This is a genomic window from Actinomadura sp. NPDC048021 (genome assembly GCF_040653135.1).
Lineage (GTDB): Bacteria > Actinomycetota > Actinomycetes > Streptosporangiales > Streptosporangiaceae > Spirillospora > Spirillospora verrucosospora.
Window position 1 is genome coordinate 529,628 of the sequence record NZ_JBEZJQ010000002.1, and the last position, 18,052, is coordinate 547,679.

An 18,052-nucleotide genomic window follows, 5' to 3' on the forward strand; every position below is an offset into this window, starting at 1 on the left:
CCGGGGCCGCATGGTCGTTGCTCAGCCGGGGCAGTGGAGCCGTGCCTCCCCGCTCTTCTCTCGATGCTCGTCCCAGCCCTCGACGACATCGCCGACGACCGCGGTCCGGTAGGTCTCCCTGCCCGAGGTCTGGTCGCACGGAATCGTCGCCTTGGCCTGGAGATACGACCCCCACTTCCTGACGGTGAGGGAGTTCTGACTCGTGTTGCAGGCCCAGCGGCCGCCTGGAATGCGCTGGCAGAGCGACACTTCGAAGGCGATGTATCCGGGCTTGTCGCAGATGATGCTGCCGTAGCCGACGACCTGGGCGGACGTGCCCTTCCCCCTGATGGACGGGCGCCAGGCACGCAGAACGCAATTCTTCTTCGCTTCTTGGAGCTGGGAGGACGGTGCGGTCTTCACCTGCACCTTGGAACCGGCCCTGGCCTCGGTGTCCGAGGCGCGGCTCGCCGTTTCCCCGTGTCCCTGGAGACCCGAGAAGAACATCAGAGCAGCCGTCATGACGCTGCACACTGCACCGCTTGCGGCGATGTCGACAATTCGGCGCCTCATCGAGTCCCGTCCCTCCGCACGTTCTTCCAGGTGAGAACACGCTAGGAAGAATCGGGTCCCGCACTTCAGGGCCCTAGGGCCCCGTCCGGCTCAGGCCGGGCCCCAATACGTGGAGAGGGTCTCGCCGTGCCCGCGGGAACATGCGGCGGGCCGGGCCGATCATCCGGGAGGCGCCGGACGGCGGCGGCTACGTGGCGCGCCGCGCCGTCGTCGTGCGGCGCTGCCGGCGCCGGGGCGCCTCGTCCTCGGCGCGGGACGCCTCGGCGGCGAGCAGGTCGGCGAGCGAGCGGGGGAGGATGTCCTCGCGGCGGTCGGCGAACGGTGAACGCATGATCCCTCCCGGATCAGGCGGCGGTGGTCAGGTCGGGGTAGGCCGCGTACACGCTGGTGAGGGCCCAGCGCATCCGGGCCAGGAAGGCGTCCGGATGGTCGCCGGCCTCCTGGGCGACGGCGGCGGTCCAGCGGGAGACGTCCCCGCCGCAGGCCCCGAAGCGGTCGTTGATCGTGGTGCGGACCTGCTCGGCGGAGGGGCGGTCGGACTCCTGCAGCGGGGAGGTGAACAGGATCTCGGCGAGGTCGGACGCGTTCATCGAGGTGAGGCTCGGCATGGTCGACATCGGAGTGCCTTCTTCCTGCGGGAGACTTCCTTGTCACCCTTCTGCTGATAACGACTCTGCCTTCCCCGCGGATTCATCGCCATAGGGGAAAACCCCGATCCGGGGTGGAGTTCTCCCCCCGGGTCACCCCTGAGCAGGCCTAGGAACGGGACGAAAAGGCGTCCGCGAGGGCCTTGCGGAAGGCGCGTACGGCCGGGTGGGAGCCGCTTCCCCGGCGGGACGCCGTGAACAGGCGGCGGGTACGGTGCTCCTCCGGCAGCTCGACGACGGGCACGGCGGGCGGGCCGTCCTGCCAGACCAGGCCCGGGAGCAGCGCGGCGGCGTGGCCGCGCTCGACCAGCCGCAGATGCAGCAGCAGGTCGGTCGACTCGAAGCGCACGTCCGGCTCGAAGCCCGCCTCCCGGCACAGCCGCGTCGCCCACCGCCGGGACGCCGTGCCCTCCGGCTCCATCGCCCAGGGACTCTCCGCCAGGTCGCGCAGGCCCGCGCCCGGCGACGGCGAGGGGAGCGCGAGGCGGATCTCGTCCGTCCCGAGCTCCTCGTGGTCGACGCCCGCCGGGCGGGGGCTCGGGTCGCCCGGGTACTCCTCGGTGATCACCAGGTCGAAGTCGCGCGCGAGCAGGGCGGGCAGGGCGCTCTCCGGCTCCCGCTGCGTGATCTCGATCCGGAGCCGCGGGTGGGCGTCGCGCAGCGCGCTGAGCGCGTCGGGGACGAGCGCGAGCGCGGCCGTCTGGAACGCGGCGACCCGCAGCACCCCCGTGATCCCGTGCAGGGACGCGGCGAGGTCGGCCTCCGCGCGTTCGAGGCGCTCCAGCACGGCCTCGGTGTGCGCGACGAGGATCTCGGCCTGCGCGGTCAGCCGGACGCGGCGGCCCACCGGCTCCAGCAGCGGCACCCCGGCCTCCCTCTCCAGGACGGACAGCTGCTGCGAGATCGAGGACGGGCTGTAGGAGAGGGCCTCGGCGACGGCGGCGAGCGTCCCCCGGTGCTTCAGCTCGCGCAGGAGCCGGAGCCGGTGCAGGTCCAGCATGGCCGCTCCATTCATCGGCTCGGATGACGATTATCGCTCGGAAACATTCGCTGGACCGATCGGAGTCCGGCGCGGGACGGTGTTCGCCATGGTCACGGCCCCCGCCTCGCTAGCCCGTTCGTCCTGGTTCGCCCGTCCGGCCGCGCGCGACTGGACGTGCCCGCCCGCGCCGCGCGACGTCGCCGCCTTCCACCGGACGCTCCCCGGCCACGCCGCGACGCCGCTCGTCGAGCTGCCGTCTCTGGCGGCCGAACTCGGCGCCCGGCGGGTGTTCGTCAAGGACGAGTCGGCGCGCCTCGGCCTGCCCGCCTTCAAGATCCTCGGCGCCTCGTGGGGCGTCCACCGGGCGCTCTGCGACCGGCTGGGCCTCGCGCCCGGCGGGACGTCCCTCGCCGATCTGCGGTCGGCGCGGCCGGACGTCCGGCTCGTGACGGCGACGGACGGCAACCACGGCCGCGCGGTCGCGGCGATGGCCCGGCTGCTGGGGCTGGCAGCGGAGGTCTGCGTCCCGCACGGCGTCCACCCCGAGGCGGTGGCGGCGATCAAGGCGGAGGGCGCGGCCGTGACCGAGATACCGGCGTCCTACGACGAGGCGGTGCGGGCCGCCGCCGACGCCGCGGCCGTCGACCCGTCGGCGCTGCTCGTCCAGGACACCGCATGGCCGGGCTACGAACGCGTGCCGCAATGGATAGTCGAGGGCTACTCCACCCTCTTCAGCGAGATAGACGAACAACTCGCCGAGGTGGGGGCCGCCCCAGCGGGCCTTGTGGCCATTCCAGTGGGGGTGGGGTCGCTGGCCCAGGCGGCTGTGACTCACTACCGCTCTGGACAGTCCGCTCCCACGTTGCTCTCCGTCGAACCCGATGCGGCGCCCTGCGTCCTGGCGAGCCTCCACCAGGACAGGCCGCTGACCGTCAGGACACGGCCGACCACCATGGCGGGGTTGAACTGCGCAACTCCGTCGACTCTCGCTTGGCCCGTCCTACGCGCCGGCCTGGACGCCGCCGTAGCGGTCACCGACGCGTCCGCGGCCCGCGCCGCGCATGACCTGGCCCGCCTCGGGGTCGCGGCCGGGCCGTGCGGCGCCGCCTCCCTCGCGGGGGCCCGTGCCGCGCTGGCGCCGGACCGCCGCCCGCTCCTCGCGGCCGGGCACGGGGAAACGGCCGTCCTCCTGGCCACGGAGGGGCGGGCCGCCAACCCCGCTTAACGACATTTCGGAAAAGGGGGCAGCGGATCTGACCTACGCGCCGGTAACATAATCTCACCGCATCCGCCTGGATCGGTGTGCTCTCGGCCCACGCTCCCGGTCGTCCCCGGGGACGAGCAACGAGAGGGGACGCGCCATGCAGCCCACTCTGGACCAGTTCCTCGCCGACCGCCTCGACGAGATCACCGCCGAGGTCGCCGGAGAGATCGCCGAGCGCGTCCCCGCCTACACGCACCTGCGGGCGCGCGAGATCCTCGCCCTCGTCCGGGACGCCCTCGCCGCCTACACCGGCGCCCGCGAGACGGCCGCCGTGCTCGACGCGTTCCGCGCCCTCGGCGCCAGCCAGGCCCGCGCGGGGCACGACGTCCGGCACTTCGAGTCCGCGCTGCGCACCGGCGCCCGCGTCCTGATCCGCCGGACGGCCGGCGCCGCCGCCGGCCTCTACCCGCCCACGGCCGAGTACGTCACGGTCATGGAGCAGGCGTTCAGCGCGGAGGGCCGCATCGTCCAGGCCGCCGTCGAGGGCCACCGCAGGGCCGGGCGGCACGCCGGGACGCGCCGCCTCCGCACCCTCGTCTCCGAGAACTAGCGCCGCCGGACGGCCCTCTCGTTCGGCACGCAGTGCGTCATCCTCAGGCCGTCGACGTCCCGCGGACCGTTCTGGCCGAGGTTCTTCAGCCGCTGCTGGTCCTCCTCGGTGAGGTCCTGCCCGGGCAGCGGGCCGAGGTTCTTGACGTCGTCGGCGGAGATGCCGAGCCCCTGGCCGACGCGCAGCCCGAGATCGTCCTCGGCGAGCAGGAAGTGCCACACCATGCGCTCCTGGACGGGACGCGCGCACTCCGAGATCAGCTCGGCGAAGTTGCGCACCAGGTCGTCGCGCTCCCACTCCTCCATGAGCAGGTAGCGCTGGCCCGCCTGCTTGTAGTCGTTCGCCCGGGCGATGCGCTTGCGGGTGAGGCGCCCCGTGATCTCCGGGCCCTGCTCGTCGTGCGTCGGGTACTCGCCCTCGCGCAGGCCCCCGGTGATGGACGGCTCGTAGTTCACGTGGGGGTTCGCCCCTCCGGCGTCCACGTGGTACGCCATCTGCCCATCGCGCTGGTTCGTCCGCACATGGGTGCCCTTGGCCCGGTTGACGGGCAGTTGGAGGTAGTTCGGGCCGACCCGGTGGCGCTGCGTGTCGCTGTAGGAGAACGTCCGCCCGACGAGCATCTTGTCGTCGGAGAAGTCGAGCCCGTCGACCAGGACGCCGGTGCCGAACGAGATCTGCTCGTTCTCGGCGAAGTTGTCCTCGACGTTCCGGTCGAGGACGATCCGCCCGACCGGCTTCGGCGGGAAATCGTTCTCCGGCCACACCTTCGTGTCGTCGAGGGGATCGAAGTCCAGCTCCGGGTGCTCATGGTCGTCCATCATCTGGACGACCAGCTCCCACTCCGGGAACTCCCCGCGGTCGATGGCCTCGTGGAGGTCCTTCGTCGCGTGCCCGAGGTCGTCGGCCTGCACGGCGGCGGCGTCCTCCGCCGTCATGCTGCGCACGCCCTGCTTCGGCATCCAGTGGTACTTCACGAGCTTGGTCTCGCCCGTCTGGTTCACCCACTTGTAGGTGTTCACGCCGAATCCCTGCATGTGCCGGTAGTCGGCCGGGATCCCGCGCGGGCTGAACAGGTTGACGAGCATGTGCATCGACTCAGGCGTCTGCGACATGAAGTCGAAGATGCGCGCCGGCTCCTGCCGGAACGTCACCGGATCGGGTTTGAGGGCGTGGATGACGTCGGGGAACTTGATGGCGTCCCGGATGAAGAAGACCGCCAGGTTGTTGCCGACGAGGTCCCAGTTGCCGTCCTCGGTGTAGAACTTGATGGCGAACCCGCGCGGGTCCCGCGCCGTCTCCGCCGAGTCGCGCCCGCCGATGACCGTGGAGAACCGCAGCGCGATGGGAGTGCGCTTGCCCTCCCCGTGGAACAGCCTGGCGCGGGTGTAGTTCGCGATCGGCTCGTCGCCCCATTTCCCGTACGCCTCGAAGAACCCGTACGCCGTCACGCCGCGCGCGTGCACGACCCGCTCCGGGATGCGCTCCCGGTCGAAATGGCTGATCTTCTCCAGAAACTGGTAGTTCTCCAAGGTGGCCGGGCCCCGAGAGCCCACCGTGCGCTGGTTCTGGTTGTCGTACACCGGGTGGCCCTGCCGGTTGGTCAGCACCGGACGGTCGTCCCCCGGCTGTGGCCCCATGCTCGCAACGTCCGTCACGACGCCTGTCTCCTCTCACCCGCTCTCGCTGGCGCCCTACCCGGCGCGGGACAGAGGAAGGTCTGCACCAGGTAAACCCTCCCGGGCGCGCGCACAGCCGGCCTGCGGACCGCCGGAAGCCCGGCGCCGCGCGGCCGGTCATTCGGTGAGGGCGGCGGCGAGGTCGTCCACGTGCCTGGAGACCGGGCCCAGGGTGAGCAGCCCGCTCTGCGCGCCCGCCAGTTCGCCCGCGGCCGGGACGAGTTCGTCGTGCGCGCGCCGCATCGCCGGCCGGTCGCCCACCGCGATGGCGGCCTGCCCGGTGAGGCACCACAGGGCTTCGAACAGCAGGTCCCGTGGCGGGTCGGGGACGTCCCGCAGCGCCGCGGCGGCCTCGCCGGGACGTCCGCGCGCCAGCAGCACCAGAGGCCGGGCCCAGGGCAGGTACGGCCCCCAGTCGGCGGGCCCGGTCTGGGCGGGCAGCCGGTGCTGGACGCGCAGGCAGAGGAGGGCGAGCGGCAGCAACCCCTCCTCCAGACCGGGCATTCCGCAGCCCTCCATGTGCGCGGCCGCGGCCCGGTACGCGCTCTCGGCCGCCTCGAACGACGCCTCGCCGGACGCGGCGAGCCGCAGAGCCCGGTACCAGGTCGTGAACACGCCGACCAGCGGGCGCTCGTGCCGCTCGGCGAGGCGGTCGGCGGCGTCCGCGTGCCGGTCGGCCCCGCCGAAGTCGCCGAGCGCGGCGCGGGCCTGGACCCGGACGAGATGACCGAGCACCTCGTAGCTCGACAGGTCGTTGCGCGCCGACACGTCCACCAGCTCCGCGCCGATCTCGTCCCGCCGCGGCGCCAGCCCCGCCCGGTCGAACGCCTGCATGAACGCGCCGTTCAGCGCGAACGCGAGGAGCGCTGGATCGTCCAACTCGCGGGCAACCCGCACGGCCGCCCGCGCCGCCTCGCGCCCCCGGTCGTCGCGGGCACCGCGCGACTCCAGCGCGATCGTGGCCAGCAGCCGGGCCCGCGCGGCCTCGTGCCCGTCCTCCGGCAGCCCGGCGAGGGCGCGCTCCGCCGCCGCCACCACTCCGGCCGCCTGGCGCGGATCATCCGACCGGGTCCAGATCGCCGGGACGTCGAACGCGCCGATCACCCGGGCGGTCAGCTCCGCGTCGCCCAGATCCTCGGCCGCCGTGACGACCGCCAGGCGCTGCTCCCGGGCCGCCTCCAGGCCCCCGGCGCCGGTCACCGCGAGGCTCCGCAGCAGGCCGACCGTCGACTCCAGCCGGGCACGCGCACCGGACGCGACCGTCCGGTCGTATGCCTCGGCCGCCTGGGCCCACACGCGCGACGCCGCGTCCCGGGCGGGTTCCAGGTGGTCGGCCTGCTGGAGGATGTCCTCCTCCAGGCGGCGCAAGGTCGGACCGGGGTCCAACCCCAGTTCCTCGACCAGAAGGCCGCGGGCCCTGTGCAGGACGGCCAGTGCGTCGCCTTGACGGCCGGTCCGGTAGAGGGCGAGCGCCAGTAGACGCCAGGCGTCCTCGCGCCAGGGATGGTCGGCGACATGCGCGTCCAGATCCGGTATCGCCTCGGCGGCCAGGCCCTGCGCCAGCCGCGCCTCGGCCTTCCGCTCGACGGCGCGCAGCCGCAGCTCGGCCAGCCGGGAGTGCTCCGCCCGCGCCCACGGCTCCTCGGCGAACTCGGCGTAGGCGGGGCCGCGCCACCAGCCCAGCGCCTCGTCCAGCGCGACGGCCAGTTCGGCGGGGGGACGGTCCGAGGCCACGACCCGCTCGAAACGCCAGGCGTCCACGGCCTCGGGCCCGGCGCGCAGCGCGTAGCCCGGACCCTCGGTGACCAGCAGCCGGGGCGGCGTCCTCGGCGGGCGATCCGGTTCGAGGACGCGCCGCAGCGCCGCCACGAAGGTGCGGACGGCGCCGACCGCGTCCGCCGGCGGATCGACCCACAGATCGTCCACGATCCGGGACACCGGCACCACGCGCCCCCGCGCGACGATCAGGCGGGCCAGGACGGCGCGGTGCCGAGGCCCCTTCAGGGCGATCGCGTCCCCGTGCCCGTCCCAGGCCGTCACCGGCCCCAGCACCCCGAACAGGACCTCCACGCCCTCACGGTATAGCGCGCTCATCGGATGCTCATCCGCGCCCGGCAGCCTGGGACGCATGCCAACGATCAGCGATTTCGACTACCAGCGCGTCCCCGTCGCCGAGGGCGTGTCCCTCAACGCGGCGGTCGGCGGATCGGGCCCCCCGATCGTCCTGCTGCACGGCTTCCCGCAGACCCACCTGATGTGGCGGCACGTCGCCCGCGACCTCGCCGCCGACCACACGGTCATCGTCCCCGACCTGCGCGGGTACGGCGAGAGCGACAAACCGTCCGACGGCTACTCCAAGCGGACCATGGCCGCCGACACCGTCGCGCTCGCCCGCGCCCTCGGCCACGACCGCTTCGCCCTCGCCGGCCACGACCGCGGCGCGCACGTCGCGTTCCGCGCCGGCCTCGACCACCCCGGCACGATCACCCATCTCGCCTGCCTGGACATTCTGCCGACCCTGGACATGTGGGACGTCATGCGCGGCGCGTCGGCCGCCGTCGGCTTCCACCTGTACCTGATGGCGCAGCCGCCCGGCCTCCCCGAGCAGATGATCTCCGGCGCCCCGGACGCCTTCTTCGGCCACTTCCTCGACGCGTGGACGAACGACCCGTCCGCGATCCCGCCCGACGTCCGCGCCGCCTACCTGGACGCCTGCCGCGCCGCCGTCCCCTCGATCGTCGCGGACTACCGCGCGTCCGCCGGGATCGACGTCGACCACGACACGGCCGACCGGGAAGCGGGCAACCGCCTGCGGATGCCCGTCACCGTCCTCCAGCAGGACTGGGGCGCCGCCCTCGGCTACGACGCCGCCGCGCTGTGGGGCGCATGGGCGGCCGACCTCCGCCATGAGACCGTCACGTGCGGCCACTTCATGGCAGAGGAGGCGCCCGCGGAGGTGGCGAAGTCCCTCAGGACGCTCCTGGAGCGATGAGCGAGACGCAGGGGCGGCCCCGCGGCCAGCAGAAGGGCGGGCCGCCGCTACCAGAAGGGCGGGCCGCCCTGCGTCGCCGCCCACACCCACACGTAGATGATGAAGCCGGTGGCGACCAGCCCAAGCAGCATTTCCCAGTTGGGCGGCGACGCGCTCCGTCCGCGCCTGCGGTTCATGGCGATCGTCCGTTCGTCCGGTGTGCCTCGTCGTGACTGACCTAGCCGGAGACGTCCCGAACAATCCCAGCAACGGGCAAACTCAGCGGAGGTAGTCCTCGAAGCCCTCGGCCAGGGACTCGGCCATGATCTGCCTGAACGCGGCACTCGACATCCTGGCCGCGTCCCCTGGGTTCTTCATGTTCCCGCACTCGATGAAGACGGCCGGCACGGTGGACATGTTCAGCCCGCCGAGATCGTCCCGCCGGTCGAGCCCGTCCTTCCCGAGGTAGTCGGCGTAGGGCATGCTCGTCCCCGACCGGTAGGCGTCGCGGATCGCTGTCCCCAGGCGGGCGGACGGGGCGACGATCCCCCTGTTCCCGCCCACGGGCATCGGCAGGATGACGTGGAAGCCGTGCCTGGCTGCCGCCGCACCGTCGCCATGAATCGACAGCGTCGCGTCGGCGCGCGCCCGGTTCCCGATCGTCGCCCGCTCCGTGACGCAGGGCCCCACCCCCGCGTCGCTGCCGCGCGTCAGCGTCACCCTGGCGCCCCTGGCCCGCAGCGCCTTCGCCAGCCGGTTCGAGACGTCCCAGGTGAAGGCGTGCTCGGCGTAACCGTCCGCGGTGGCGGTCCCGGTCGTGTTGCAGGCCTTGCGGCCGTTCCCGACCCACACCGGCCGGCTGATCGCTTCCGGATGGGCCGCGTTCCCGCCGTTGTGCCCGGGATCGAGCACGATCACCTTTCCGCTGAGGGGTCCCGGCGCGGCGGATCCGCCGCCCTTCGAGGCCGGCGGCGGCCCGCTGCCCGTGGCGGGCCGAGCATGGCAGGCGAGCAGTCCCAGGCAGACCAGGCAAGCCGCCACGGGCTTCCCAACGAGCTTCTCCATGAGCCGGCTCCCCCCTCGCCCTCACCGGGATTTCTGCGCCGGGCCTCGCGGCGCCAAACGGAACGGGCGGGAGGTCGTCCCTCCCGCCCGTTATGTCCGCCGCCGGCGTCAGCTCTTCGTGAACTGGGCGATGGCGCCGAGCACCACCGCGTCGGCGAGGTAGCCGAGGTGGGTCTGGCAGGCCACGTAGTGGTTGTTCGCGCCGTCCAGGCGGGTGCTGGTGTAGGGGATGATGATGCCGTCGCACGGCGAGTACCAGGTGGCGTACTGCGTGCTGCCGGGCGTCTCGTCCCCCGCGCTGATCTGCTGGATGAACGTCGACCCGGGGAGCATCTGCCGGCACGTCTCGAAGGCCGTGCAGGCGGTGGCGTACGTCGTCCCGTGGTTGGCGCCCGCGATCGACGCCAGGTGCGCGACGTTCGGGTTCCCGTTCAGCACCTTCAGGTAGTACTGGCTGACCAGACCGCCCATGGAGTGGTTGACGATGTCGACCTGGGAGGCGCCGGTCCGCGACTTCACCTGGTTCACGTAGGAGGCGAGCCCCGCCGCGTTCTGCTTGTTGTCGCCGTAGGAGTTGTACTCGTAGGCGAACAGCTGGTCGCTGCTGTAGCCCGCTGCGCGGAACACCGACATGGCGGTGACCCAGTTGGACGCGTTGCCGGTGTACCCGTGCACGAACACCACGGGCCGCGGCCCGGCCGCCTGCGCCGGCGCGAGGCCGAATCCGAACGCCGCCAGCGCCGCGAGCAAAGCGATGACGGAACCGAGGACCTTTCTCATGGAACCTCCAGGGGTGGGACAGCCAACGCCCCGGAGTCTGAACCCCGCCCTCCCGGAGAGCATCGGCGAAATCACCGGCCTCCTGGACGGAAGCGCGCAAAAGGATCGGGCGGCTGACGGCCGTCAGCCCCCGCCGTCAGCCCCCGCTGCGCTGAACCTCACCGCGCAAGTCCACGAAGCCGGCCCCGCTGAACCGCCGAGCCGGCCCCGACCGCTACCGCACCTCAAAAAGGGCTGCCGCCCGCCTCAGCTGGGAGACGGGCGGCGAAGGATGCCACGGCTACGGGCTGGGAATCAGAACGGGGAGCGGGCGCGAGCGCGCCGCCCGGCGTCCCCGCTGCGGCCGACGGCACGCGAGGAGCTGCGGAACGGCTTGCTCAGCAGCCGCCCGAGCCCGCCCGGAGCGGAAGAACCCGCACGTGACCCCACCCCCAGCGCGCGCTGGGTCCCTCGCTGCGGATGCCGCGACAACCTCGGCAGCAGGAACGCCAGAACCAGCAGAACAGCACAGACACCCACGATGGCGACAATAACCATGAAACCCGCCCTTTCAGCCGTTTACGGTCAAAGCCGCTCTACCCTCACTTGACCGAGCCATGCAGCCCGTCCCTCAGGACCGCGAGGGCACGACCTGGCTGACGCTTCGACGAACCGGGCGGCAGACGGTGTGCGCGGGCCCCGAGTTGCGTCACGCCGCCCGGGCAGGGGAGCGGAAGACCTCGCGGGCGTGCCAGGCGATGTGCTGGTCCTCCACGTCCGGAAAGGCCTTCTGCGGCGTGCTGATCGGGCGTCCGGCCAGAGCGTGAACCTGATGGCGGGCGGCCGGACCGCGCCCGACGTAGTGCACCGACACGGTGACCCGCCGATCCTCGGCTATGCCGAGCGCGCCCTTGTCGAAGAGCTTGTGGTGCAGCGCGCACAGGCAGATGCCGTTGGTGATGTCGTCGGGCCCGTCAAAGGCCCACCATCGGACGTGCGCGGCGTCCAGCCCGACCGCGGTCCCGTTCAGCCAGCCGTCATAGCCGCAGAACGCGCACTGGTACTCGTAGGCGACCATGATCTGCTCGCGGAAGGCCCGGTCGCGCCGCCGCGGGATCACCGCGCCCGCGGCCTCGATCGACTCCAGGTCGATCCCGGCGGCCGCGCAGATGTCGTCATGCAGCGAGGGTTCGAAGTTGACGTCCAGAATGGCGCGGCAAAGCTGGGGCAACAACCGCGGATCATCCCGCAGCGCGGCCGCCAGTTCCCCGGTCAGCCGCCCCCGCGCGGCCTGAGCCCGCAGGCCGCCGACACCGGGTCCCGGACTGCCGCCCCCGTCGGCGGTCCGCACCTCCCACAAACCGTCGCTGGTCAGATAGTGGAAGGGATATGCGGGACTGGTCTTCCGGGGCGGCCCGAACTCCCGCAACAGCCCGGCGAGGTGCTCCTCGACCTCGCTGTAGAAGATCGGCGCATCACCGCACCGCTGAAAGTGCCCGAGCGCGTACAACAACAGCAAAGGCTTATGCGGCGCCCGCTCCCCACCCCGCGACCACCTGCGGACCCCCGTAACCCGCTCAACCCAGTCCACACCCGGCACCCTACGGGAACCGCAATGGCGAGATCACGCCCGTTGATGATCAAAGGTCTCCCGCGGACGGAGACGGCCACTGCCGGACAAACCTCCATTGCTCTCCGGAGCCGGAGGAGCCGAATCGTAGAATCACTCTGCCGGCATCGGGCGGCGCCTTCTGGAGACGAGATGGAACTCCGGCATTTCCGGTACTTTTTAGCGGTTGTCGAGCAAGGCTCGTTCACCCGGGCGGCCCAGGCACTCCACATATCCCAACCGACCCTCAGCCAGCAGATCCGCGTCCTCGAACGCGAGGTGGGCGCGACGCTGCTCGTCCGGGAGCCGGGCGGGATCGCACCCACAGCGTCCGGAGCGGTCTTCTACGAACACGTCGTCGCCATCCTCGCCGCCACCGCGGACGCCGTCTCGGCGGCCCGCCACCGGGCCGCCGGCCCGCGCACTCTCCGCATCGGAATCGCCGGTCCCCTGCCGGGAGACGTCCAGGTGCCTGTGATCAGCGCGTTCAAAGCGGCGTTTCCGGAAGTGCGGACGGCCTGGCGGGCCCTGGAACTCAACGAACTGGACCGGCCGCTCCTCGACGGAGACGTGGACGTCGCCTTGATCCGCCTCCCCGTCGACCCTGAGCGGCTCGACTGGGAAGTCCTCGTCGACGACGAACCCCGTGCCGTCCTGGTGCCGACCGGACACCCGCTGGCAGAAGCCGGCACGCTCACGCTCGAAGACGTCATCGACGCCGCCTTCGTCGCGATCGCCGACAGCGTCCCCCTGACCGCGCAGCGCTGGTGGACCTTCTACGAGGAGCGGAACCACGAGGACGCGCGGTTCCTCGGCGAGCCGGTGGACACCGTCGCCGCCGCCGCGCTCTCCATCCGGCTGAACGGCGTCCCCTGCCCCGGGCCGTTCGCGCTGCGCGACACCCTGGCGCCCTCAGGGATCGAGACCCTGCCGATGACCGGACTCTCCCCGACGGTCACGGTCGCAGCCCGACGGCGCTCCGACGAGGGCCTTCCGGAGGTCTTCTGCGAACTCGCCGCACGAACCGTCCGGGAACTGCGTGCCGCGGGCGCCATATAGACACGCTCTATAGCCGCATAGACAACAAGTCTTGGCCCTCGGAAGCCGCTGCTCAGTACATTTCGCGTGAGCACGGACGGGGGAATCATGGGAGAAATAAGAATTTCAGAGATAGGCGGGGACCTCAGCGGGACGGTGGTGAACGGCGACCACGCCCTCGTCGTCAGCGGCCCCGGCTCCACGGTCAACTACGTCGGCACACCACCCGACCCCGCCCCGCGCAAACAGCCTCACGGTCGCCCTCTGCCTCGTGCTGAGAAACCCCTGGGGCGTGACCGAGAACTGCATGCACTGGAAGAAGGGCTCGCCGCCCGCGGCCGCGTCCAGGTCTACGGTGAGCGCGGTTCCGGGAAAACGACGCTGCTGTGCGAACTCGCCGCCAGGCAGGCCAAGGCGGGCCGCTCCGTCGTCTACCTGCCGGTCGCCGACGTGCCGGCGGAAGACGTCATCCAGGAAGTCTTCAAGGCGTGCTACGCCATCTCCGGATACCGGCCCGCCCAGGACGTCATGGCGCGGCTGATGTCGTCGATCGAAGCCCTGCTCGTCCTGGACGACTATGCGGGAACGAGCACCGACCTGGCCGAACTTCTGGCCGCCGTCCCGTCCTGTGACATCGCAGTAGCCGGCCCGACGCGCATGCTGTTCGGCGAGGGAACCGCACTCGAACTGCGCGGCCTGGACGCAGACGCCGCACGAGACCTTCTCGTCCGGAAACTCGGCCGTGACCTCCGAGACGACGAGCTCGCCGCCGCGGACGAACTGCGGCGCGCCACCGGGGGCCGTCCACTCGCCCTGGTACGCGCGGCCGCGACCATGCGGGCGGACGGCCTCCACTCCTCCCTCGACCCGGGCGCCCTCACCGAAGCACTCGCCGCCGCACTCAACGCACCCGCCCGCGCCGTCCTGGGCCTACTGTGCGCGGTCGACGGCGTCCCGGTCCCGCTCCCCCTGCTCACCGCCCTTGTACTGGACGCCCACCAGGACCACGGTGAGATCTCGTCCTCAGCCGGTAGCGCCGCGACCTCGGAAAACCCCACTGCAAAGGCCGGGGGGTCTGGCGACGTAGCCGAAGCGTTGTCAATGCTGGAACATGCCCGGCTGGTAAGCGAAGGACCACTCGGCTACACGACGACCGACAAAGCGGCGACCGAGGTGGCCGCGCTGGCAGGTAGCGAATTCGACGCCGCCGGGTGTGCGGCGCGGCTGGCCGACTGGGCCAAGCGAGCGTCGATCGCAGAGACCAGCGACGTAGCCCCCCTGATCGTCCGGGTTCTGCGGGCCGCCCTGGAAGCCGAGGCACACGCACCAGCCCGCGACCTCGCCCGAGCCGCCGCACCGAGGCTGGCACTCTCCCTCCACTGGGGGTCCTGGACCGAAGTGCTCTCCCTGGGCCTGCGCGCCGCACGGGCCCTCGGCTCGACCGAAGACGAGTCGTACTTCAAGAACGAGCAGGCAGCGCGGTTGAAGGCGGCGGGCAAAGGGGCGGCGATCGGTGGGGCAGCGGCGACAGCGGTCGTGGCGCACAAAGCCCTGGCAGGGCACGCGGCCCAAACCGTCACGAAACCGAAGGGCACGACGCAGCGCCTGCTGGCCAAACCCGCGGTCAGCGGCATCGCCGCCGCCACGGGCGTCGCCGCAGTGGTCGGCGGAATCGGCTACATGGGCCTGCGGTCCCCGGCCCCCCTCTCCGGAGAGAAAGCGGCACAGCCCCAGATCGTCGAGTCCTCGCCTTCCTCACCACAAGGCCGTCACACGAGGTTCCGACCTCCAGGACAGGACGAAGGAAAGACCCCGCCCCGCAATGGCGACGATCCGACCAGGAGAGGCGACCCCCCACCCGCCGGACCCGACCCGGGGCCCGACCCGAAACCCCCTCCCACCCCGTCGTGCGACACGAAGTCGCACACGTTCGAGCTCGGTGGCATTCTCACCTTCCAGGTGCCGGAATCATCCGAATGGAAGCCCTTCAAACGCAGCATCACCTGGAAGTCGTACCCAGGATGGGAAAGGTGCTGGGGCAACGGCGATATAGCAAATTACAAGGTGGACGGACCAGACCGGCAGTACTTCATCGTCAAGCCGATAGATTGCCCGCGGCAGCTCCGTCCAGACCAGAGCTGCCACTTCTCCATCGACATCCGGTTGCCCGACTACATGTCGCGCTCCGCCTATATCCGCGTACCCGTCCCCGGTCGGCCGTGGGGCATTCAATGGGATCTTGATGCGGAAGCGCTGCCGCCAGAGAGCCCCACCGTCCAGCCGAGCCCAGACCCGTCCACGACATGAGGGGAGACACCATGGGGGAAGGCAACAACCTGCACATCGGCAGCATCGGCGGCGACCTCAGCGGCAACGTCCTGAACGGTCGGAACATCGAACTGCACCAGGAGACACCGCGCCCCCTCCCAGAGGACCTGGCCGCCTTGGCCACCTACGCCCAAGCAATAATCCAGGCGCTCCCGGTGCTGGCCTTGGCCGCCGATCAGCAGCAGAACCTCCAGGTCCACGCCACCGAAATCCTGAACGAGATACAAGCCCCTCACCCCGAACGCGACCGCCTGACACGCCTCTGCTCCTCCCTTCAATCAATCCTGGAAAACGCAGCAGGCGGTGCCCTAGCCACGGTCCTGCTGGCCACGGTCATCCAATAGTCCACTGGTAAAGAAATGGTGGCAGACCGGCTCTTCGTCCAGCCGGTAAAAGGAGCCTTGACGCGGGCTCCACCCACCGAGGGGAGCTGCGCCCGCGATGCCCGTCCGGACCCTCCGTCGGCGCGGGCCATACTCGTACTGCGGTGCCGCCCGGGCACCACAGCACGAGGGGAGCGAGATGGCTGAGGTGCTGGTCTTCCACCACGGGCACGGGCTGACCGCCGGCGTCCGTGAGTTCGCCGAGCAGCTGCGACGGGCCGGACACACCGTTCACGTCCCAGACCTGTTCGAGGGGCAGACATTCGACAGCCTCGAGAACGGCATGAGCTACACCGAGGACGTCGGATTCGGCACGATCATCGCGCGCGGAACCGCAGCCACCGAGCGACTGCCTGCTGAACTCGTCTATCTCGGGTTCTCGCTCGGAGTCCTGCCGGCGCAGAAGCTGGCCCAGACCCGCCCCGGCGCAAAGGGTGCGCTGCTGCTGGAGGCGTGCCTCCCGGTCACGGAGTTCGGCGGTGCCTGGCCCGACGACGTCCCGGTCCAGATCCACGGCATGGACGCGGATCCGTTCTTCGCAGGGGAGGGCGACATCGACGCAGCCCGGGCGCTCGTCGAAACGGCGGCAGATGCCGAACTGTTCCTCTACCCCGGCGACAGGCACCTGTTCACCGACAGCAGCCTGCCATCGCACGACGAACACGCCGCAACCCAGGCCACCGATCGAGTCCTGAAGTTCCTCGACCGCATCAAATGACCCGGCTCTGCCGACGTGGATCAGTCGCCGTGAATGCCTATGGCCAAGACTCGGTCGTTGCTCAGCTCCCGTAGCCGCTGCCCAGGGAGACGGGTGAGATCTAGGCTGGGTGGGAGCCTCACGGCTACGGCGACGAACGGTGTGAGGGCGGGATTGTGCAGCCGGGACTGGAATTGGCGGGCCGGTACCGCCTGGAGACGTTGCTGGGTCGCGGCGGCATGGGCGAGGTGTGGCGCGGGCTCGACCTGTCGTTGGAGCGTCCTGTCGCGTTGAAGGTTCTGCTGCCCAACTGGCGCGATGAGAGCGAAATGGCCCAGGCGATGGGCAGGTTCCGCCGCGAGGGCCGGGCCGCCGCCCGCCTGTCCCACCCGGCCATCGCTGCGGTCTTCGACGTCGGTGAGGAACGCGGGCACCCGTTCCTTGTCCTTGAGCTGCTGACTGGGCAGGACCTGCGCAAGATTCTGGAACGGCAACCCGGCGGCCTGCCCATTGAGCTGGTACTGGACTACGGGGCCCAGGTGGCCGAAGGGCTGGCAGCCGCGCACGCGGCCGGGGTAGTGCATCGCGATATCAAGCCAGCCAATCTGATGCTGCTGCCAAGCGGGCAGGTGAAAATCTGCGACTTCGGCATCGCCAGACTGCAGGGCGCCACTGCGGGACTGTCAGCGACAGGCGTCCGAATGGGAACTTTCGCTTACATGCCTCCCGAACAGGCCGCCGGCAAGCCCCTGGACGGACGGGCCGACCTGTACGCCCTCGGCTGCACTCTCTTCCACATGCTCACCGGCCGGTACGTCTTCCCTGGCGACGATCTGCAAGCCATCGTCGCCCAGCACTTGGCCCGTCCTGCCCCTTCTCCCCGCGCGCTGCGGCCCGACACCCCCGCTGCTCTGGACGCGCTCATCCTGGCCCTGCTCGCCAAAACTCCCGATGACCGCCCCGCGGATGCCGCCGCCGTAGCACGCGAACTAAGGCGTATCGGGCGACCGACCTCACCGGTGAAAGCCCGGTACGTGCTGCCCGATCCGGCGGCGTTGCGGCCCGGGAGTGTGTCCAAGCCGCGGACGAAGGCCAATGACACGGTGGTGAACGCGCTGACGGGGGTGTTGGAGCAGTTCGATATCGATGCGCAGGTGACGGGGTTCACGCGGGGGCCGACGATCACGCGGTATGAGATCGAGCTGGGTCCGGCGGTGAAGGTGGAGAAGGTCACCGCGCTGACCAAGAACATCGCCTACGCGGTGAAGAGCGCTGATGTGCGGATCATCTCGCCGATTCCCGGTAAGTCGGCGATCGGGGTGGAGATCCCCAACACCGACAAGGACATCGTCAGTCTGGGTGACGTGCTGCGCTCGCCGGCCGCGACGAACGAGCATCATCCGATGATCGTGGGGCTGGGCAAGGACGTCGAGGGCCGCACGGTGGTGGCGAACCTGGCGAAGATGCCGCACATCCTGATCGCGGGCGCGACCGGGGCCGGCAAGTCGACGTGCATCAACGGGTTGATCAC

General features: G+C 70.9%; 18 protein-coding genes. 8 read left to right on the top strand and 10 right to left on the bottom strand.

From position 1 onward, the window contains the following. Positions 1-21: 21 nt before the first annotated feature. From AB0C87_RS05870 to AB0C87_RS05885, 4 genes are all read right to left on the bottom strand, one after another. Positions 22-501: a hypothetical protein gene (locus tag AB0C87_RS05870; RefSeq protein WP_360576660.1), complete on the bottom strand. Its 480-nt coding sequence runs from the start codon at positions 499-501 to the stop codon at positions 22-24. Positions 502-739: 238 nt separating this feature from the next. Then, positions 740-883: a hypothetical protein gene (locus AB0C87_RS05875; RefSeq protein ID WP_345178886.1), complete on the bottom strand. Its 144-nt coding sequence runs from the start codon at positions 881-883 to the stop codon at positions 740-742. Between the two features lie 13 nt (positions 884-896). Then, positions 897-1,169 carry a hypothetical protein gene (locus tag AB0C87_RS05880; protein WP_345178889.1) on the bottom strand — a complete coding sequence of 91 codons (273 nt, stop codon included), beginning with the start codon at positions 1,167-1,169 and terminating at the stop codon, positions 897-899. Positions 1,170-1,308: 139 nt separating this feature from the next. After that, positions 1,309-2,199, bottom strand: a complete 891-nt coding sequence (locus AB0C87_RS05885; RefSeq protein WP_360576661.1) for a LysR family transcriptional regulator — start codon at positions 2,197-2,199, stop codon at positions 1,309-1,311. 88 nt (positions 2,200-2,287) lie between these two features. On the opposite strand from AB0C87_RS05885, the gene AB0C87_RS05890 reads away from it, so the two are divergent. Both AB0C87_RS05890 and AB0C87_RS05895 read left to right on the top strand, forming a co-directional pair. Beyond that, positions 2,288-3,406: a pyridoxal-phosphate dependent enzyme gene (locus AB0C87_RS05890; RefSeq protein ID WP_360576662.1), complete on the top strand. Its 1,119-nt coding sequence runs from the start codon at positions 2,288-2,290 to the stop codon at positions 3,404-3,406. Positions 3,407-3,542: 136 nt separating this feature from the next. Next, a complete protein-coding gene (locus AB0C87_RS05895) occupies positions 3,543-3,995 on the top strand; it encodes a hypothetical protein (protein WP_345178896.1) in 453 nt (150 codons plus the stop codon). Here AB0C87_RS05895 and AB0C87_RS05900 read toward each other — a convergent pair. Further along, positions 3,992-5,650, bottom strand: a complete 1,659-nt coding sequence (locus AB0C87_RS05900) for a catalase (RefSeq protein ID WP_360576663.1) — start codon at positions 5,648-5,650, stop codon at positions 3,992-3,994. The genes AB0C87_RS05895 and AB0C87_RS05900 overlap by 4 nt on opposite strands. Positions 5,651-5,788: 138 nt before the next feature. Continuing rightward, positions 5,789-7,765: a BTAD domain-containing putative transcriptional regulator gene (locus AB0C87_RS05905; RefSeq protein WP_360576664.1), complete on the bottom strand. Its 1,977-nt coding sequence runs from the start codon at positions 7,763-7,765 to the stop codon at positions 5,789-5,791. 34 nt (positions 7,766-7,799) lie between these two features. Here AB0C87_RS05905 and AB0C87_RS05910 point away from each other — a divergent pair, with 34 nt between their 5' ends. Further along, positions 7,800-8,663, top strand: coding sequence for an alpha/beta hydrolase (locus AB0C87_RS05910; RefSeq protein ID WP_360576665.1), 864 nt, complete (start codon positions 7,800-7,802; stop codon positions 8,661-8,663). 258 nt (positions 8,664-8,921) lie between these two features. Here the strand turns inward: AB0C87_RS05910 and AB0C87_RS05915 are convergent, their stop codons facing one another. The 4 genes from AB0C87_RS05915 to AB0C87_RS05930 form a co-directional block, all read right to left on the bottom strand. Next, the gene (locus tag AB0C87_RS05915) at positions 8,922-9,707 is read right to left on the bottom strand and encodes an N-acetylmuramoyl-L-alanine amidase (protein ID WP_360576666.1); all 786 of its coding nucleotides are present in this window, start codon (positions 9,705-9,707) and stop codon (positions 8,922-8,924) included. Between the two features lie 108 nt (positions 9,708-9,815). Next, the gene (locus tag AB0C87_RS05920) at positions 9,816-10,487 is read right to left on the bottom strand and encodes an alpha/beta fold hydrolase (RefSeq protein WP_360576667.1); all 672 of its coding nucleotides are present in this window, start codon (positions 10,485-10,487) and stop codon (positions 9,816-9,818) included. Between the two features lie 294 nt (positions 10,488-10,781). Next, complete coding sequence (locus AB0C87_RS05925; RefSeq protein ID WP_353831900.1) at positions 10,782-11,024, bottom strand: DUF6411 family protein; 243 nt, start codon at positions 11,022-11,024, stop codon at positions 10,782-10,784. Positions 11,025-11,175: 151 nt separating this feature from the next. Next, positions 11,176-12,057 (bottom strand): phosphorothioated DNA-binding restriction endonuclease, encoded by an 882-nt coding sequence (locus AB0C87_RS05930; RefSeq protein WP_360576668.1) that lies wholly within the window; start codon positions 12,055-12,057, stop codon positions 11,176-11,178. A 171-nt stretch (positions 12,058-12,228) separates the two neighbouring features. Between AB0C87_RS05930 and AB0C87_RS05935 the strand changes: the two genes are divergently transcribed. From AB0C87_RS05935 to AB0C87_RS05955, 5 genes are all read left to right on the top strand, one after another. After that, complete coding sequence (locus tag AB0C87_RS05935; RefSeq protein WP_345178911.1) at positions 12,229-13,134, top strand: LysR family transcriptional regulator; 906 nt, start codon at positions 12,229-12,231, stop codon at positions 13,132-13,134. Positions 13,135-13,200: 66 nt separating this feature from the next. Continuing rightward, positions 13,201-15,420 (top strand): hypothetical protein, encoded by a 2,220-nt coding sequence (locus AB0C87_RS05940; RefSeq protein ID WP_360576669.1) that lies wholly within the window; start codon positions 13,201-13,203, stop codon positions 15,418-15,420. A gap of 11 nt (positions 15,421-15,431) precedes the next feature. Continuing rightward, positions 15,432-15,785 carry a hypothetical protein gene (locus AB0C87_RS05945; protein ID WP_360576670.1) on the top strand — a complete coding sequence of 118 codons (354 nt, stop codon included), beginning with the start codon at positions 15,432-15,434 and terminating at the stop codon, positions 15,783-15,785. 178 nt (positions 15,786-15,963) lie between these two features. Beyond that, positions 15,964-16,542: a dienelactone hydrolase family protein gene (locus AB0C87_RS05950; protein ID WP_360576671.1), complete on the top strand. Its 579-nt coding sequence runs from the start codon at positions 15,964-15,966 to the stop codon at positions 16,540-16,542. Between the two features lie 155 nt (positions 16,543-16,697). Continuing rightward, positions 16,698-18,052 (top strand): DNA translocase FtsK (locus tag AB0C87_RS05955; protein WP_360576672.1); only part of this gene is annotated, 1,355 nt, incomplete at its 3' end.

Coding starts and splice junctions, on each gene's coding strand:
- AB0C87_RS05870 (WP_360576660.1), bottom strand. CDS start 501: ATGACGGCTGCTCTGATGTTCTTCTCGGGTCTCCAGGGACACGGGGAA.
- AB0C87_RS05890 (WP_360576662.1), top strand. CDS start 2,288: ATGGTCACGGCCCCCGCCTCGCTAGCCCGTTCGTCCTGGTTCGCCCGT.
- AB0C87_RS05950 (WP_360576671.1), top strand. CDS start 15,964: ATGGCTGAGGTGCTGGTCTTCCACCACGGGCACGGGCTGACCGCCGGC.
- AB0C87_RS05875 (WP_345178886.1), bottom strand. CDS start 883: ATGCGTTCACCGTTCGCCGACCGCCGCGAGGACATCCTCCCCCGCTCG.
- AB0C87_RS05915 (WP_360576666.1), bottom strand. CDS start 9,707: ATGGAGAAGCTCGTTGGGAAGCCCGTGGCGGCTTGCCTGGTCTGCCTG.
- AB0C87_RS05920 (WP_360576667.1), bottom strand. CDS start 10,487: ATGAGAAAGGTCCTCGGTTCCGTCATCGCTTTGCTCGCGGCGCTGGCG.
- AB0C87_RS05910 (WP_360576665.1), top strand. CDS start 7,800: ATGCCAACGATCAGCGATTTCGACTACCAGCGCGTCCCCGTCGCCGAG.
- AB0C87_RS05945 (WP_360576670.1), top strand. CDS start 15,432: ATGGGGGAAGGCAACAACCTGCACATCGGCAGCATCGGCGGCGACCTC.
- AB0C87_RS05885 (WP_360576661.1), bottom strand. CDS start 2,199: ATGCTGGACCTGCACCGGCTCCGGCTCCTGCGCGAGCTGAAGCACCGG.
- AB0C87_RS05895 (WP_345178896.1), top strand. CDS start 3,543: ATGCAGCCCACTCTGGACCAGTTCCTCGCCGACCGCCTCGACGAGATC.
- AB0C87_RS05925 (WP_353831900.1), bottom strand. CDS start 11,024: ATGGTTATTGTCGCCATCGTGGGTGTCTGTGCTGTTCTGCTGGTTCTG.
- AB0C87_RS05905 (WP_360576664.1), bottom strand. CDS start 7,765: ATGAGCGCGCTATACCGTGAGGGCGTGGAGGTCCTGTTCGGGGTGCTG.
- AB0C87_RS05935 (WP_345178911.1), top strand. CDS start 12,229: ATGGAACTCCGGCATTTCCGGTACTTTTTAGCGGTTGTCGAGCAAGGC.
- AB0C87_RS05880 (WP_345178889.1), bottom strand. CDS start 1,169: ATGTCGACCATGCCGAGCCTCACCTCGATGAACGCGTCCGACCTCGCC.